This is a genomic window from Cupriavidus oxalaticus (assembly GCF_004768545.1).
In the GTDB taxonomy this organism is placed as follows: Bacteria; Pseudomonadota; Gammaproteobacteria; order Burkholderiales; family Burkholderiaceae; genus Cupriavidus; species Cupriavidus oxalaticus_A.
The window spans coordinates 364642-382688 of record NZ_CP038639.1 but is presented as its reverse complement, the minus strand read 5'-3'; the positions used below and the strand labels follow the sequence as shown (position 1 = coordinate 382688).

General features: G+C 63.3%; 2 protein-coding genes. Both read left to right on the top strand.

Annotation, left to right across the window (positions count from 1 at the left end; translation table 11 throughout):
- Positions 1 to 791 precede the first annotated feature (791 nt).
- Positions 792 to 11117, top strand: a complete 10326-nt coding sequence (locus E0W60_RS36330; protein WP_135707685.1) for a hypothetical protein — start codon at positions 792 to 794, stop codon at positions 11115 to 11117.
- Positions 11118 to 11130: 13 nt separating this feature from the next.
- Entirely contained in the window at positions 11131 to 18045 is a 6915-nt protein-coding gene (locus E0W60_RS36325; RefSeq protein WP_135707683.1) for a hypothetical protein, read from the top strand.
- The last annotated feature ends 2 nt before the right edge of the window (positions 18046 to 18047 follow it).

Below are 18047 nucleotides of genomic sequence, written 5' to 3'. Positions count from 1 at the left end.
GTTAAGTGCCTATGTGCCCCGTGCGCTTGATGTCCGTAGGTAGCGCACGAATAACAAGAGAGGTTTCATGAGCCTGCGAATCAATCTGCGAAGCGATCCGCAACCTGATCCCACCAAGGACTATCGCGAAAGGCTGGTGAAGCTTATTCCAGGCGAGTTGGTGGCGCTATACATGGCTGGGAAACAGGTGATATTGGGGTCGGTCCCACCATCCGGACGTATCTCGTCTGGGTCTATTCGATGGGTGACATTTTCACATACTCGTCAATCTGGGACGCGCGGGTGGCCTCCTTGGTTATGCTCGGGTGGACATTTCTCGTCCCGTTAATCTACAAGGGCGATTAGGAGATGCGTCATCTAGGCCCGCGTCCAATCCCCAGCGTCGTGACAGCGCGCCGCTGTTTACTGGTAGAGGAGGGAGCTTGCAGCTGGGCGCCCGCATTGTTGTCGCTCGCATTGTTCGGGGGACTTGGCGGTGAAGCGTGGGTACTAGCTCGCCGGATCCGACGATTCGGCGAGCAATGGGCCTGACAAGCCGTTCGCAGTATACCTTAGGGTTCCTGCATCGATATACAGGTTAGCAGACGGCCCCCGTGTCGTTCGTATTGGGGTTTTGGCCTGGCTCCATCCTCCTTGGGAAAGCAGCCGCCTTCGAGCCCGCGGCGGCTGCAGGTCCGGCGAGTGACGCGCTATCTGGCTCGTTCGACGAGGTCTAGACCGGCCCGATAAAGAAGTGGTGGATCGCAAAGAGAATCGCCCCACAAGTTGTGGCGTTGCCAAGGAGAAGGTGCGTGCCCGAGCTCGTTCTAGTCGCTGCAAGCGGCAAGGTGCCATTCGCGGTGCACCTCGATGATTCCGCAATCGCCAAGGTGATCCACATCAGGTCGGGGCCCAATTCTAGGCTGGCGCTTGCGATTGAGTCGCCGATCGCGATTCCGCAGGAACTCCTCGCGCAAGGTGGCACGAGACTGCTCACCTTCGCCGAGATACGTGCGCGTCTGATCGCCGACGGGACCGCCTTCGAAGACCGGTGGCATGCGCTTGTGGATCGGCTTTCCCGCATCGAAGTGAAGCTCCCGACCTCCGTCGGTCGCGGGGTCATGCTCAACGGCGTGGAATTGCTCCCATCGGGGGCCTCGGACGTGTCCGCGTTGTTCATGCTCAACGTGCGCGAGTACGTGACCGAGGAGGCGGCGCTTCAGGCAAACCTGAAACTGCTGGCGAATTGTGAGGTAAAGATATCCGGCGCGGTCATTTCGACGACACTCTCGCTCGAGTTCGTCGTCGATGGTCTCGTCCCGCAATTCACGCTGCTGATCCCGGAGTTTCCATTCCGACTTCCGGCGATTCCGCTGCCCGACTTCGATTGGGCGAAGCTTGGTTCCACCAGTCTAACCTGGCCGGAGGTGCGCCTTCCAGCGTTGCCCTTCATGCTGGTGACCATCACGCACAAGGCGGCGACGTTTAACGGCAGCGTATCCGCCGGCAACAAGCTCGAGTTCGTGCTTACCATCGAAGGCATCGAGCTGGCTTTTGCCGGAAACAAGGCCGTCTGGGGGAACATTGAAGTCAGTCAGAAAGGTGGTGCACTCGAGTTCGAGTATGTTGCCGCATTGCCGAAGCTCGCCTGCATCCCGTTCAGCATCCGACTCCCCGGTGCCCTCGACCCGCTTGAGCTTGATGTTCAACAGGGACAACTGCACCTCCTCGTAAAGCAGAATGGAGACGCGATGGTCTTCGGCTGGCTGGAGATCCGGCTTGCCGTGCGCTCGGTTACCGATAAGACGAAGAGCGTGACCGTTGCCGCCACGCTTCCGTTCGAAGGCGAGAAGCTTGTTGGTAGCGTCGCTGATTCCCACGGGAATAACGTGTCGCGGAAGGTCTGGCTCGTCGACACGAACTTCCCGCTTGAAACGCTTGTCAGCGATCTTCCCGACGGTTTTTCGATTCGCCTCGGGGTACCCGGCATACCCACACCGAATCTCCTGCCGACCCTCAGAAACTTTGCAGCGTTGCTGGCCGAGGTACTCGCTGTGGCCGGTCGCGCGCTTTCAGGGCTCGCACAGTTCGCGCTACGCGCGCTGGAGGCGCTTGCGGCCAAGCTGGCAGATGCGCTCAGTGGCCTAGATGTGACCCTGGTGCTTGACCGCAAGACTGGCAACTTGCAGCAGGTTCTTTTCAGCGTGCACCGTTCCATGCAGGATGGATCGCTCGACTGGGAACGCATGGGATTCCAAGTCAAGGTTCCCGCCGATGTCGACCTTGCCGTGCTGCTCGATTTGCGTGAGGGCCGCAGGGATGCATTCGCCATTGCGAGCGTGGATACAAGCGGTCAGCATCCTGTGGCCTCCATTGCGACCGACCTCTGGCTCGGCACAGCCTCATCCGAAAGACCTACAGGTGAGCTGGCGCCCCAGCCGGGCAAGACACCCCACCTGATCGCAGTGGACATTGCCCACAAGGCGTCCGCGGCGGGGCGTGTTAGCGTCGTGCCTTTCGGTATCCGCGGCAACCGGGCCACCTTCCTGCACGGCTTGCAGCCGGCATTGCCCCCGGCAAATGGTAACCCGTCGGTCGGCTTCCGGAGCTTCGAGCTTATTGAGTTGGACGACAGCTTCGAAGAGAGGTTCACACTCAACCCCGATGCAGTCGGCAAGTTGCTGCCCTTCCTCAGTGCGCCAAAGGATGATCCAAGCCAGGCTGGGGGCGTGTTGGACACGCTGAAGCAGTATATCAGGATCGACAAGATTTACCCGCCTAGGAAGGACGGAGGCATGGTTCGAACCGCTCTCGATGTCGAAATCAATACAGTGGGCAGCGTGATCGAGGCCTCAGTCGGGCTGGAGGTGGAAACCCGAACCCTGACCGCGCGCGTCAGCACCGGCGCGATTGCCATCACGGTCGATGAGGGCAAGTTCAGCCTGCTCGGGATGAGCGGCAACTTCTATGACAAAGCGAGCGGCAAGCGCGTGACGGCCGACCAGCTGGTGCTCGACCTCGGCGGAACGGATTCGCGGCTGTACGTCAAGGAGGGTGTCGAACTGAGATTGCAGTTCGGGGAGCTGAGCCCCGCCGGCAAGTCACTTGTCTTGAAGGTCAGCAACTTCGTGATGCATGGAGGCGGGCTCGATCTCGACGCGGCGCTCGAAGCTGATGCGACAATTCCGCTGAACGGCCTGGGCACGGACTTCACGTTCAAGTCCGCACGCCTGAGTGTGCGCGACAGCCGCGTGGCGGCGTTTGCGCTCACGGCCACGGGCAAGCTTCCGCCAGCGCTGCTTGGCGATGTCGATTCGCAGCTGCATTTGAGTTTTGGGATGCGCGGCAAAAGGTTCGCGTTGATCGATGGCAGTCTCGACCTTGTCAACAAGGGCAAGCCGTTCCGATGCGAGCAGACACACTTCGTTTTCACGCTCGACGGGCTGGGCGTTCGCGTGTTCGAAGATGACGCCGGCGGGCTTCATTTCTGCGCGTTTGTCAGCGGCTGCGCAGAGTTCAGGCCGGAGGTGTCGGAGCTTGCCAACGGCATGTTCAAGAAGCTCGCCGGCGTGGAGCTGAGCTTTACCGACTGCCCGGTGTGCGGCCCATCGGAAATCATCGAACGCGAATTGCGAAAACTGAACCTCTCCTTCGTGGTCGCGCTCGACAATCCGGCGCGCGCAAACCTGTTCGACCTGTTCAAATTCGAGGTGCGCAGCATCGGCTTCGAGCCAAACTGCAAGATTTTCGGCGACCCGACGCCGGCCCTCGTCATCGGGGGCCAGTGTGAGTTCGCGGATGTGGGTGACGTGGTGCGCGTCGAGTGCGATTTCCACAAACTCTACATCGCGCCGCCAGCAGCCGGATTCCTGCCGCGGATCCGGTGTGAGGGACTGGGCGTAGCGATCCGCCTCGGCAGCGCGTTTGAGATCGAGGGAAAGGCGGTCGCCGTCGATGGCCGGATGCCGCTGAATGTCCTCGAGTCCCGCCGGCCGGACGATTCGCTCAAAGCCAATGGGTTTATGGGGCAGGGCCGCATCGCGATCCAGGGCTTTCCGCCGATGGCAGCGTCTTTCGGATTCGTCGAGGTGTTCGACAGCAGTTGGGCCGCGCCCAAGCGCGCCTGGTTTGTGTACATCGAAGTGCAGCGTTTAAGCTACTATTTTCAGCTCGGGCCTGTCCCCCTCTACCTGCGTGAGATCGGCCTTGGCCTTGGCTACCACTTCACCTACGTCGCCATCAAGGAGATCGACCAGGCCACTTCGTTGCCGCCGATCCTCGCGAAGCTCGACGCCATTGCATCCGAGGCAGTCGAGCCGGCGAGGCTGGAGGCCTGGGCGCTCGACAATACCGACGGGCTCACACTCGTGGCGCGCGCGATGATTTCAATGAGCAGCGCGTCGGCGCCGACCGAGACGGTTGTCTGGAAGCCCGACGAGGAAAAGGAGTTGCCAAACGTCCTGCTGCTGAACGCGCTCATGGCGATGCGTAACACGACGTTCGTCATGACCGCTCAGGCATGGCTGGGGTGGAACTACCACGATTGGGACTCGAATCGAAATATCGGCGGAAATCAGCTCGTGGGCAAGCAGGCAATGACCGGCTACATCGTGCTGGTGGGTTCGCGAAGCGAATTCCTTGCGCGCCTGAAGAGTACCAAGGGCGCGGAAATTGGCCCGCGCCTCGCACTACCCGATGCGTTCAAGAATGCGTTGAAGGAGATCGAGTACGAGGCCACGCTGTACATTCGGCCCGGCTTGCTGCACATGGAGCTCGGCTGGCCCAACCGTATTCGATGGACCAAGAACATCGCCGGCGCCAACCTCACGGTTGCTGGCGGCGCGATCTTCCGCATTCACGAGGATAGCCTTCTCGTCGGTCTCAACCTTGAGGGGCAGCTCACTTTCGCGATGTCGGGCGCCCTCGATGCGGGTGTCGTGGGCATCGCCGTCTCGGCGTCCGTGTACGCCGCCATCACCGCACGCATCATCGGTTACCTGGACGCGCGCCGCGCCTCCGATTCGCTGTATTACTCACTGTTCTCGCTGCAGATACGTGTCCAGTTCTCCGTCTCTGCCTGGCTGGAGATTGATGCCTGGCTGTGCAAGATAACGATCCGCGCGTCGTTCTCGCTGTCGCTGCAGGTGGACGTGCTGGCCGAGCTTGCGATCCGCGGCGACGGCAGCCTCGGCACGCGCGTGCGGGCGACGATTGCCGTGTCGGTCTTTGGCCGGTCGCTGGGGCTTTCAATCGGTCTCGCGTCCAACACCGGCCTGGTCGACGCGGCGGCTGCCCGCGTCGCGCAATTCATGCAGGTTGGGCTAGAGCAGCCGGTGCCGTCCGTATCGCCGACGCTCGCACGACAGGACCAGGCACTGGAGAAGGTACAACAGACCGGCGCGGTGCGCCGCGACGCGCAGGCCATTGCTGGCAGCGCGAACTCACATCCCGACCAATTGGCTCCGGTGCCGCAAGAGGAAGCGCTTCCAAAGGCGTTTGTGAGGCCAGGCGAAAGCAAGTGCAATCCGATCGGTCCGACGGACTTCCATATTGTGGCGACCTATCCCAGAGTGCCGCCCGCGGATCGTGTGGATCTGGATCCTTCGGAGTGGGTCTACCTGACCTTCCTGCCCCTGGACGCGCGGACTGACAAGCGGGCGTCGTTTTATGCGGCGCCTCCGATTCCCAATATCACGTTTCCGCTCGGGGTCATCCCCGCCCCGGACCACTGCGTGGACCTCTCGGGCCTTCCGATCAGCGGCGACACCGACATCTATCGGTGGAGCAACGGCAACTGGGTGCCGGTGGCGGCGGCCGACGTCGCCCATATCGAGACCACAGTGCGCTGGAATGCGGCATTGACTTATGAGGAATCGACGAAGGACAAGGGGGCCATCGGTCCGATGCCGGACACGGGCAAGGCGAATCTTGGCGACCTGTTCTTCGCCGCGTTCCGCACTTCTGCGCAACGTCCGCAGCAGAGCGCGCCGTACTACGAACCAGCTACCCGGCTTGAGGCAGTGCTCATCAGCGACTCGACGCGGTCCGGCGACATGGTGGATGCCCATGTCGAGCAACAACGGCGCTACGCAAACGCCATCCATATCGATCCCGCCGACCGGCGTTGCCATGAGGCGCGAGACTTTCTGCTGCACAAGTTTGTATCGGACCTGTTCAGCTACGCCGCCGACGGCGCGACGCCGCAGCAGGCACATGCTCTGGACCTCGGCCTGACGTTCCTCGTGCGCCGGAAAGTCCTTAATGGAGCAAGCGAGGATGCGCCAGTAGCGTTTGTAAAAAAGCGGGTCGCTGATGAGCAGTTGGCGAACCACTGGCTCCCCTCGATGGGCTGCAAGGTCTTCAATCCGCCCTCGAAGACGTTCGAGAAGGCGTCGCCGACATTTTCGTTACCGCAAAGCGACTGCAGTGGCGGCAAGGTGCGACTGGACTGGGAACTCCAATGGAAGCACGGCGATAATGTCGAGCACTACCTACAGTACAGCGAAATCCGCCGATCAATCGAGCTCCCTAGTCGCACGATCGAATCCGACCCGATATGCGTCAAGCGTGCCGACGCCGACAGCGCAGCGGGCCCCAATAACGTGTCCGACACCAAGCGACGCATCGTGCGCGGCGAGTGGCAGTTCACTGACGAATTCGAGGATCTCACTCCTGCGCAGCGCAAGGAACTGCGGGAAGCGGGTACAGCCGCGCTGGTCCGCTACTCGATCACGCCCGTGTGCGTGAGCAACACACGTGGCAGGATGTACAGCAATTTCGTGCTGCCTTTCGGCGGCTGGCCCGAACTGGAGGCACTACGCGAGGCGAGGGCGTTTTTCACGATCGATCCGTCCAAGGAACCGGAGAAGCGCCTTCAGGTCGTGCTCGAGCTAAGCGTCAAGAACCAGACGATTCCGGCCGGCGGCGAGCGTGCCTGGCGGCTTTTGCTTCGGCCACAGGAGATCATTCCGTCTGGCCAGTACGGCTCGGACGCGGAGACGCAGCGCAGCCTTGGGGGCTGGCTGGGATCGAGCTCGGTCACGCAGCCCGGCGACGTCGAAATTTGTATTCGCGCTACGACGCAACCGGACCAGGACGACGTGCTGCGGCTAAAGCTAGAGAACGCCGCCGCCGACGCAGTGCGCAAGGTACTCGCTGATACGTCGAACCCCCGGGCGTGGCGTATCCTCGCGCAGCAGGTCGTGTGCGAAAAGGACCAATGCAAGGACCTTGGGCGTGTCCTGGTCGAGTCGGCATGCGTGGAGGTCGAGCTGAACGTGGAGTTGCGCACGACTCCCGGTTCAACGCAGCGGTTCATCGGACTGCGTCCCGGCGCATTCGAGTACATCCGGCAAGCGGAGGGTGACGAGGCGACGGTCCTCGAGCCGGTGGCGGCGCAAAGCCTGGAGCCCGTCGATGCGGGACGGGCAATTCTAGTCGTACCAGACGTCAAAGGAGCGGTGTGCGTGCCGCATCCCGATTTCGGCGCCGCGACGCAACTGATGTGGAACGTCACGCCACCAGGCTTGGATACTGTCGGTCTAGCGCGCTACCGCATGCTGGCGGGATTCGATATCCTCCGGCTGGACTTGGACGGGGCCGAAGCGCCCAACGCCGCCGAATCCGCAACAGCGTGGACGTCTGCGCGCCGCGTCGCATCAGTGCGCCTGCTCGAACGGGACAAAATTCCCCTCATTCCGGGGGAAGTTGGCGAGGTGGCCAACTGGAAGGCGGTCTACCCGAGCCGAGCCGCACGGCAGCGCGCACGCGGCGCATGGTACTCTCCGGCGGAGTCGTACATCGAGTGGCCGCCGATGCAGCCTCGCTTTGAGGTCATCCCCGAGCCATCGCGCGAGCTGCTGGCTGCGCTGCTGCGCAAGGGCGTGCCGGACGTGATCAAGCTGCGCATCGATCGCCAGCGAAGCCACGAAAGTTCACCCGAGCCCCAATGGTCATTCGCGCTGCGCAAGGCTGGACCCGCGAACACGGCGAAGCGCGATGCGATCAATACGGCCTGGGAGCTGCGTAACGAAGACGAGCTCCACTTCGTGGGCAGTGTCGATGACGCGGCACAGTCGTTGCGTAGCGCGCTTCGTCGCCTCCAAGCCTACCCGGTTGACAAAGACAAGGCACCCTTTGATAAAGACTGCGTCGGCCTACAATCTTTGCAGCTGCGCGCCTGGCAGTTGAACTTAAACTGTATGTTCAGGCCTGACTCGAACGCTGAGCCAATAAGTCTGCTCCGGGAGCAGGTGGCGCTCGACTACGACCGCGCGCTGCATCCCTTGCTCGAATCGGTCATCACACGGATGCGACGCTCGCCCGATGGCAGGCCACTGGAGGCAGATCGCAGGCCGCCGCCCTCGCTCAAGGCGAAGAGCATGGATGAGTTCATGGCGGCGACCAACGATACGCAGGACCCCTACGGCTGGCTGATGCTGGACAGGCTCGGGCTCGGCGTGACGCTGCGCCTCTTCGACCCATTCGATGATTCGTACCTTGGGTTCGAAGCATTGCAGGAGCAACTTAAGAAGGCAGTTGCGGAACTTCAAAGCGAGCAGATGCACACGGAAGCACTGAGGTTCCTGACTGTGGAACTGCTACTGCAGCCCGGCGGGCTTGTGCAAACGGTCCCCTTCGACGCACCTGCGGACCCCGACGGCACACTCGGCCCGCCCGAAGATGGCTGGCTGCGCGACCATGCACTGTCAATGATTCGAATCAGCGTTCGGCCCCGGATCGTGAAGTACTACTCGTACCGCGTAGAGCGATTGCCGGCATCGGCAACGGAGGACGCACTAAAGGGCGGCGGCGGCTTCGACGCGATGCTAGCTGGCGACACAAACGTCAGCTCAATTGCCAAACCGGCCGACCTCATGGCGATGCTCGCGGCGGCGGATGCCGGTGGTAGCGCCTGTGGGCACGTGGTGTTCATTCGCTACCGGAATCCCATTGGGACACTCGGTGATCAAGACCTGCTGCCGGGACTTGGCGGTGATCTTCCCGATGCCTATGGGCGATTCCCACCTGTCAAATGGGCGGTGGACGAAGCAGAGTTGACTCAACTACAGATAAGCCGCTTCTGCAGGCTCCTCAACAACGTCCTCGGGCTTGACCCGGACAATGAGGACTCGGAAAAAAAGACGCTTGGCACTTACTGGCTGAAGTACAACCAGCGTTTCTTCGAGCACGCGTCGGGTGCACCCCTCGACGGCACCGTGACGTGCGCCTACGCGGCGACGGAGGCGAACGAGCCAGTAATGGTGGCCCAGGACCGCTATGGCCGCGCGCGCATCGTGATTCCGGAGGCGGACGGCTACGCGCACCAGTTTGCCTATGCGGTCACGCCGCAGTGGCGTTATGCGTCCGTGCTCGAGGCCGCCGGCCATTGTGTCGTGGCGCAGCGTGGTGCGGACACTGCGAACGACGTCCTTCCTTTCGTCGTCGCCAGCGTGGAGCGAACTGCGCCGGTGCTGCCGCCGGCGCTCATCGCGCTTGGCCGCCTCCAGGACGTCGTGTGGTGGCGCACGCCGAACGGGCTCGTCGCGACCCAGCCCCACGAGTCGCCCGGGCCTGGCGCGACCCGGCTCGGCATCGACCCAGGTCTTAGTAGTGTGCTATTGCTCCCCCATCATCCGGAGCGCAGGATCGCGCGCGCCAATGCACCTGCCCAGCGCAACCTCGCGCACGCTGGCGAGCTCTTCACGCAGCTTGGAACGCCCGCAGACCCGGCGTGGTGCCAGGCATTCCTTCGTGCGCTGCCGCGCGTTCCGACGTTTGATGATGTCGCGCGTGTCCCACCGGATGTCGCCGCGATAGCCGCCATCGACTCCCTTGCCAGCCCGCTACTGGCGTTCGAGCGTGCGCGCGTGCGGCTCGTCAGCTACCTGCCGCACTGGTATCGGACATTCGCCGCCGTGGCCGCCGGCGCGGGAACGGAGGTGTCGGTGCCCGCCGTGGCCGCCCTGCCGAATCCAGCCGCGCGGCTGGTCCTCATCGACAGGGCCACGGGCACTCGATCGCTGATCGGCGGCCACTCCTGGACTGGAGAGACTGAGGTCGATGGAACAGGCGTTCGCGCGATGGACGTGGAAGTCGCCGACGGAGCTACCGCCCACGCCGTGTTCGGCCGGCGGATCGACTTGCTGCAATACCGCGACACCACTGATCCCGTGACGGAGAGCCTCTGGCGCGACGATGTTGCACGCGTGCCTGACCCTGGGGTGATCTACCAATTAGACCTGGTTGCTCCGCCCCGGCCGGCGCAAGGAGAACCGCGCGCCGCGGTGGACCCGCTCGCGCGCGTGGTCAGGGCAGCGCCCGACGCACAGCAGCCGTACAAAGTGATGCCGATCTCGCGCGACTGGCAAGTCACGGCCACTCCGGAAAAAAGCGGTCGCGCGCTGCGCGTTATGCTCTCACCACTTGGAAAAGGGCTCACTTTGCCAGGCATGCCGGCGGACGCATTCCCCGAAATCGCCCGGGGCGCAGATGGCGCCTTGCGCGTGCCTGGCGGCTGGTCGCTGGCGTGGCTGACGGTGCTGCTCGATCGCTTGCCGCAGGCAAGCGGTGAACAGCGGCTCGCATGGGCAGCGCAACTCTGGGAGCGCCTGGTGTCCGATGGCATCGGCGTTGCGCACGACAAGACGAAATTTTTCGAACCGCTACCCGCTGCACAGCTCTACCGGATGGAGGTCGTCAAACCGAGGGATGACGCGGAGTGGACCCAGCTCATCAACGCGTTCGACGCGTGGGCCAAGCACCACGGCAACGATCCTGCCCCACGGCTGATTGCCACACTCGTCTGCGACCGGCTGGAGCCCTTGCTGCACAAGCGGTGGCCATACCCGGGAGGGGCACTGGATTTCGACGTTCCATGGCTGCCCGGTTTGATAGACAAGCCGATCACGCCGCTCATCGCAATGGAGCAACTCAGCCAGCCAAGGTATCTCCTACCGGACCTCATGAGCCCGAAGGAATTCCATTTGCTCGCCGTGAATGCGCAGGCGAAGCAGCGCGCCACGGCCCTATGGTCGGCGCAGAAGGAGCTCGCGATGGGGTCCGGGCTGCGCCTGCACATCACCGCGCAACGCGGCGATGCTGTGCCGCTGCAACTGCTGCCCCTCAAACTCGTGTAGGCCAGGAGGTGCCATGGCAACCGAAAGCCCCAAGAAGACTTCGCTGGGTACCATCAGCCTCCTGAGCTGCCGGGACGTCGGCGCACGTGCCTGGGAACTCCAGGCCCGCGCGCAACGCGTGCCCCGCGGCAAAGGCAACAAGGACACAGGTGGCACGCCCGGCGTGCACGCAATTCGCACTACCTGGCTGCGGGTCGTCGATCGCACGATGCAAACCTCGACGGGCGCGAGCCTGCGCTACGTCGACCCCGTCCTCGAGGAGATCTTCGTGTCGGCGACCGGCACTGCGGGCCAGGTCAGCCTGCTGATTGCTGGTACTTGGCAAAGCGTGCAGCTGTCAGGCGAGCAGCGAGTGGAGGCCAGCGGGGTAGGGCCACATCCGTTCGGCGGCGCAGGGGGCATCGACGTCCCACCATATGTGCTGCACGAAGGCTCGCTCGAACTTGCAGCGGGTGCGCTGTCCGATGTCTTTGTCGCCAAAAACGTGGACATCGTAGGCCCCGTGCTGCTCGAACGCGAGTGTGTGGTTTTCACCGCCCACGTGCCGCGGCTCGACAAGCCGGCTGACAGAATTCAGACCTGCGTGCGCCTTTCGATGTCCGACGGCAATCACTTCATCGAACTGCTCCCTGCCCGCCAGTCATCACACGCCGCATTTCAGTGGCGTGCCGTCTGGTCAGCGCTGCGCACGGTGCTCGCCACGTCGCAGCAGACGGCATGGTTGCGGGCGGATTTTTTCGTCGGAGAGGACCTGCCTTCCCTGACATGGCCGGTCACGGTTAGCAACGGGCGCCTGCAGGTCGACTGGTCGAAGCCCAGCCTGCCGCAGGATATCACGCGGATCTGGCTCGCCGACCAGCCAATGGAGAGCCAGTTGCTGCCACCGGAACGTGTGCTCGAGTTGGCTCCGCGGAAGACGGAGCTGAGCATCGGGTCCAATTTCATACGGCTTTCTCGCGCTGTTTCGGGGGCCACATCGGCGAATATCAGCTATGTATGGCGCACTGGCACCGAGCACATGGACCTCGGCGGGAAGGTTCCGCTCGTGCATGCCGCGCGCAAGGTGCTGCAGCAACTAAGAGGCGCATATGGCGAAGTGGCCGAGACCAGGGACAAGCCTGAAATCGGCTTTGTCGCCGAGAGCCGCGGATGGGTGGCCCTTCCCTTTGCGCCGGAGTCCGATGCGTTCAAGCTTCCGAAGCGCGTTGCGCCAGCCGACAGCAAAGAAGCGAGTGGTGGCCTGTGTCTTGGGTTGCGCAGACATGACCTGCGCCAGCCGGGCGTGCCCGCCAGCGAAGTGCCCTGGAGCGTGCAACTCGACGCACCGGAGGACTTCAGCTTTGCGTTGCAGTTCGACCTCACCGATCCCGCCAAGCCCGAGCTCTCAGAGGCAAACGTGACGCTCGCCGGATGCGCATTGCGGATCGTCGGTGCGCTCTGGCTCGCGGCACGCAAGCCAGACGGCGACGATGCTCTGCCGCGCGTGGATGCCGACGCGGATGCGTTCGTTCCTGTCGAACTTGCGAACTGCTACGACACCGGGAGGGCTCCGTTCGTCCTGGAAGGCTGCTCGGTGCTTGCACCGTCGCGGGCGAGCGGCGTTGACTGGGATGCCGCGGCGTTGCGCTGGAAGCGATCGCCTTCGCTCGGGGCCGGCGCCGCACTGCGTATCCGGCCAAAAATGCTGGACCCTGGGGCCAGTCCGCTGCGGGGCTGGTTCAGGCATCCAAAGCTGCCGACCATCCAGGCGATGCCCCTCACGCGTTACAATCTTACCTCGGTAGTACCCCATGCCAGCCGTGCGCTTGAACCCTACACTTCAGCGGAAACCGAGTTCGTGCTGACTGGCTTGCAGACCCTGTCGCCGCGCATCGGCGACAAACAGCGGGCTACATTCGAACCGCTGCCCAATGTTGATATGCCGGCCGCGGCGCTCACGATGCCGGGCGTCGCGACGCGGGCGCAGAATGCCGCGACGTATTATTTCGAAGGCTCGTATTCGCTGGTCGTGTGCACCGAACCGCAGGCGCGCACGGGTGTGCCTGTGGACGAGGAGCAGAACCCGACCCCGCGCGAGCCGGTGATTACCGCGCGCGATCCTGCCCAACTCGTGCAACTCGCGCAGGAGCGGGCCCGGATGGGCAAGCTCGCCGAAGCGCAGGATGCACGGATGTTCCCCGCCACGCCAGCGGGCAGTGTCGTCGCCGTTGTGCCTGACGGGCTCGCACCTCCGCTAACTTGGTCGGCCACGGCTCAAGTCAGCGACGCGGTGGACTTCGCGAACTGGACGCTTGGCAGCGTGACGTTCAAGGAAGTTAACGCCTGGACGTGGAGGGCAAGCGGCGACATGCTGCTGATCGGCCCGAACGGGAAGGCCGACTTGTCCAGACCTGGCAGCGTGAGCTTGGGCGGCAACGGCCAGGTGGCGGTGGTGGGTTGGTCGCTCGCCGACCGCGATGGCGCAGCGACGGTGCGCGACGGGCGCGGCATGTCGTCGGAGAAGGCGTTGCGCTCCGACACGTTCGTGCGGCGCAGCGTTTCCCTTGGCAACCGCACGGGAGAGCTCCGCTCGAGCCTTCAGGTTCTGCCCATGGCAGGGCCGGGAATTGCGAATTGGTGCCTAGCGTTTACCGACCTGTATGTTGAGGAAGGGGCCGCCGATTGGAAGCCGCCAGCAGGCACTGGTGCGGCGTCTGCACTGGATGTGTGCTGGACGTGGAGCCTGTTCGTTGATGACGGGGGCGTGCCGTTCGGCATGAAAAAAAGCATAACGTCCCTTTCTCTGGGCGGTGTGTTCCGGTTTGCGCCCGCGGCGCTGGTGCAGGTGAGCTTCGATGCCCAGGGAAAGGAGGTGACCGGTTGTGTGATCGATGGGGCACTGGGTCTCGGTGCGGCCTCGCGGCCCCGACCTAATGACCCTCGCTGTAGGGTGCGACTTACTTTCGTTGCGAGCGCTCACAGCGGATTGAACCTGAGCGGCATCTCGACGCCTTGGCCTGGAAACACGGTCGAATGGGAACTCGATGATGCGCTGGAAATATTTGGCACCGATTCGGCCCGCTTGAGCGGGGTTCCACAGATCGGCTTGAACGGATTGAAACTGGTCTCTCCGTCAATGACGATGCAGGTGCTCGGTAGTCTTGTGACAGTGAAGCTCGTCTATGTGCCCGGGTCGGACCGACAGTTGAAGTTGGCGACAGGCCGGCCTGGCCACACACCGCTTGCTGGAGCCCTTTCGATCGCGGACGTACGTGTCGACCTTGCGACCGCGACCCTCTCGAGGCTGGAGGTCGATGCCCAGCTGAGAACCGGGGTGACTGTCTGCCTGGTCGAAGCGCCCGGCATGACGCCTGCGAATGTATTATCGGTGCAATGGTTCGGCAACGTGGTCTCTTTCAAGGAAGTACACGTCGACCCGATTTCTCGATCGTTCACGCTTGGCAGTCTGGACCCACAGAAGGTGCGCGTCATCCCCGGCTGTCCGCTGGCCGACCTGGTAACCGCGAGCCTCGCGTTCACCACGGCTGAGGAGCAAGGGGGCAGTTTCAAACTGCGGTCCGTCTTCTTCGAGATCGTCGCCAAGTCTATAGATGGTACGTTGACGATTTCACACCTGATGCACCAGTCAGGCGACGGCGCACCGCGCGACGCGTTCCGCTTCGATGGCGGTCTCAACCGCGAGTCCGCCATAGGGTGGCCGGAGCTGGAACCGCCCGCGCTCGGAACCGCCGACAGCGTCGAAATGGCGTTTGCCGGCCGCCCGCCAGTGGGCCACTTAGTTGCCATCCGACTTGCGGACCACCGTATCGATGGCAGCCAGATCGAACCTCGCAAGGCTGCAGGGGTAGCTGGCATCCGGCTGCGCGGCAGTCAGCGACGCCAGCCGGCCGCGACGTGGCTCGTTGAGGCGCACCAAGAATTCCGCTGGACGGGCTATCCTGCAACGCGCTTTGAAGCGGCCGTCGCGATGCAGCTGTGGAGTGCTACCGAGCTGGCTGAGGCGATCAAGGACCTCGGGGACAATTTTGCCTTCACGCCGTCGTACCGCGGTGATGGCGTCAGCGTACCCGACTTCCCGGACCCCGGCGTGCGCCGCGTGCGCATCGGCATGGCCGGGCTATTCGGACCGGCGGTGGTCAAAGCACTCAAGAATCTCGAGGATACGTGGATCGTCGTGGGCAGCGGCAGTTTCCTGGTCCCGGCGAATACAACGCCGACGGCGCACCTGCACCTGCACCTGCCGATGGTCGCGATACTGGATGCCCCAGGTGACGACGAGGAATATCTGCCGCGCGAGCCGCTTCGCCAGGCGTTGCGCGATGCGCTCAGTGTGGACGCGCGGGTGAAACCGCTGCGTATGTCGCGTCATGACCTACTGAACCTGCCTGTGGTGCTGCCGCCAGACACCGCAGAAGGTCTTGGAAAACTTTCCCGTCCTGCAGAAGAACCAGTGCCCTTCGCGATGGCCTTCATCGGTGCGCAGGGTACCTCGGGCGCGCAGCTCGGGCGCGGCTTTCTGCACGAGGGCAACGAGTTCATGGAGGTGTGCTGGCACGTCGAGCAGTTCCAGCGGGCGGGCAAGAGCAACGCATCCCTAGGATTGCCCTTTGTGTTTCCGCGCGCCGCGGTGATGCTGTGCGCCTTGCGGGACTGGCCGATGATCGTGCCATCGCGGGTGCTGAGCATTCTCGTTGCATTTGACGATAGCTCTGGCGACCGCCACAGCCACGTGCGCACCGTCTCGGTCGAGCCAATTGCGCCAGAGTCAACGTTACGCGACCGGCACCTGCAGGCCGACCTCGTCGTAGGGACCACTAATGGTATCAAACTGATTCCAGTCAAGTCCGGCAAGGCGCTAGCGGAAGAGGGACCGTCGCAGTTGCTGCAAGCCGTGCTTGGGACGGTTTCGGCACCAGCCTTTGTCGTGCTGCGTACGGTCGATCAGGGCCCCTTGCACGTCGCGCTTCGTTTGCCGCTGGCGAAGGGCGCGGCGCTGGCATCCGTTCGCTTCCCGCTGCGGCTACGCTCCACGTTCCTTCACACGGACAACCGGCGTACTTGGCCGGAACGCACAGGTAACCCGCTGAAATCGCAGATGGATGTTGTGCTCGATGCGCGTTCGCACAGGCGGTCGGCGGGAATGGTGTCGACCTCGCTGCACGGGATGGTGGCGCCGGCACGCCTGGCGGGCGATGCTTTCAGTGCCGTTGCGACCCCAAAAGCGGCCACGGTCTGGCTGCAGCGCAACGAAGACTTGGCGCTGGCAAGTCTGGATCTCGACGTGCAGGACGCCGCGCCCGTTGCAACCGCTGGCACGCGCATGGTGCGAGCCGTGGTGCCTTCGACCAGGTCGCTGGCTGAAGCGCTCGTTCGCGCCGACTCGACGCTCGCTGACGCAGCGGTGTCGCTACAAACCTACTTGCCGCCGGTTCTGTACGACTTCGATCAGTCGGACCGGGCAGGCGCCTTTTCACTGTCGCGCGCGCGAGTGCTTTGGGCTCCTGCGGGTGCAAATCTCGGCAGCTCCGCCCGAGCGTTTGCCGGACCTACGGCAGCGCGCTGGGCCCGTTTGCCCCGGCCGCAGGCGTTGCCCGTCAACGATGGCTTGAGCGGCACATGGCGCCGGCCTGTCGGATGGTACGGGCAGCCCGAGGCTTCCTGCCTCGTGTTGCGTGGCCGATGGAACGCGTTCTTCGGAGTGCCGGACAAGAAGAGTGGCGTGCCGGCTTGGGGCCTCCTCATCGGACAGCCGGAACCGCAGACGGCCGCGTCTAGCGGCCAAGACCTCTTGTGGCGAGGGACCGTCAGGATTCGCTGCCTGGCCCTCGGTAGCACCACCTCGAACGCAGCGGCACGCCTCATGGCCCTGCTGGATGCGCAAAAGGAATCGGTGCGAGCCGGATTGCGCCACGAGTCGGGATGGGCACCTTTCGAGCGCGTCACTCTGGAGCGAACCGACGCGGGTGACAAGTACCTCGTGTTCCATCCCGCGGAGGACAGCCCGCTAATCAGAGGGGAAGGCGACTGCGTCTTCGAACTTGCGCTCGATGTCGCGCACAATTTTCCTGAAGCCGTGAACCCCGAAGTGGAAAGACTGGAGTTCACTGCCAAGGAACCTCTCGGCGCCAACGGACAGCTCGCGCCCGTGAGCTTCCACTCGATCGGCATCAAGGTCTTCGTGCCTCGCGCAGGGACCTTCGCGCTGCCACTGACGGGGCGGACGGTCTTCTTCGACGATCCCGAATATGACCTTGCGCTTTCAAAGGTGGAGCCGGCGAGTGCAAACGGTCTCACTGGACCCGTATCGGCTCAAAAGCGCTACCAGATTTGGGTCGACAGAGGCTTCGTGACACCGGGGGAAACGATGGCTTTGCGAGCGGGCGGGCTGCCTGTCTCATTGACTGCCGCGGTGAAACGCCGCGACTCGGCCAACTTCGAAGTCCTGCAGTTCAAGCTTACGGAGATGATTGCATCCGAAGCCGTGTCTCTGGAGCCCGGCCGACTGGTCTCGCTTCCGTTGTCGATGCTCGCTAACGGCGCCGGCGCACTGTGTCCGGGCGATCTTCTGATGCTTCGGGCCAAAGCGAGTCCGGACGACTCCGAGCCGGCGAACCTCTTCATCGGCGTCAAGTCGCGCTCGGCGCTGCCGGCGCCTGAGGCGATGTACTCGCTGCTCGCTTTCGAGAAGAACAGGGATCCAAAAGAACAATACGCATGGTGCGCCCTGCATTCACCGAACCCGGCCGCAGACACGCTCTCGTCCTACCAGCGGGACGACGAAGGCGAAGCGAAGCTTGTTCGCCGGGCCCACTTCCGTTGGGAAAGCACTGAGTCTTCCTTGTCGACGCTCGAGTTCGGAATCATGAAGACTCACCTCCCGTCGGAATCCACGCACATCCCGGAGTCCGCCGAGAAGGAGGTATCGTGAAA

Coding starts and splice junctions, on each gene's coding strand:
- E0W60_RS36325 (WP_135707683.1), top strand. CDS start 11,131: ATGGCAACCGAAAGCCCCAAGAAGACTTCGCTGGGTACCATCAGCCTC.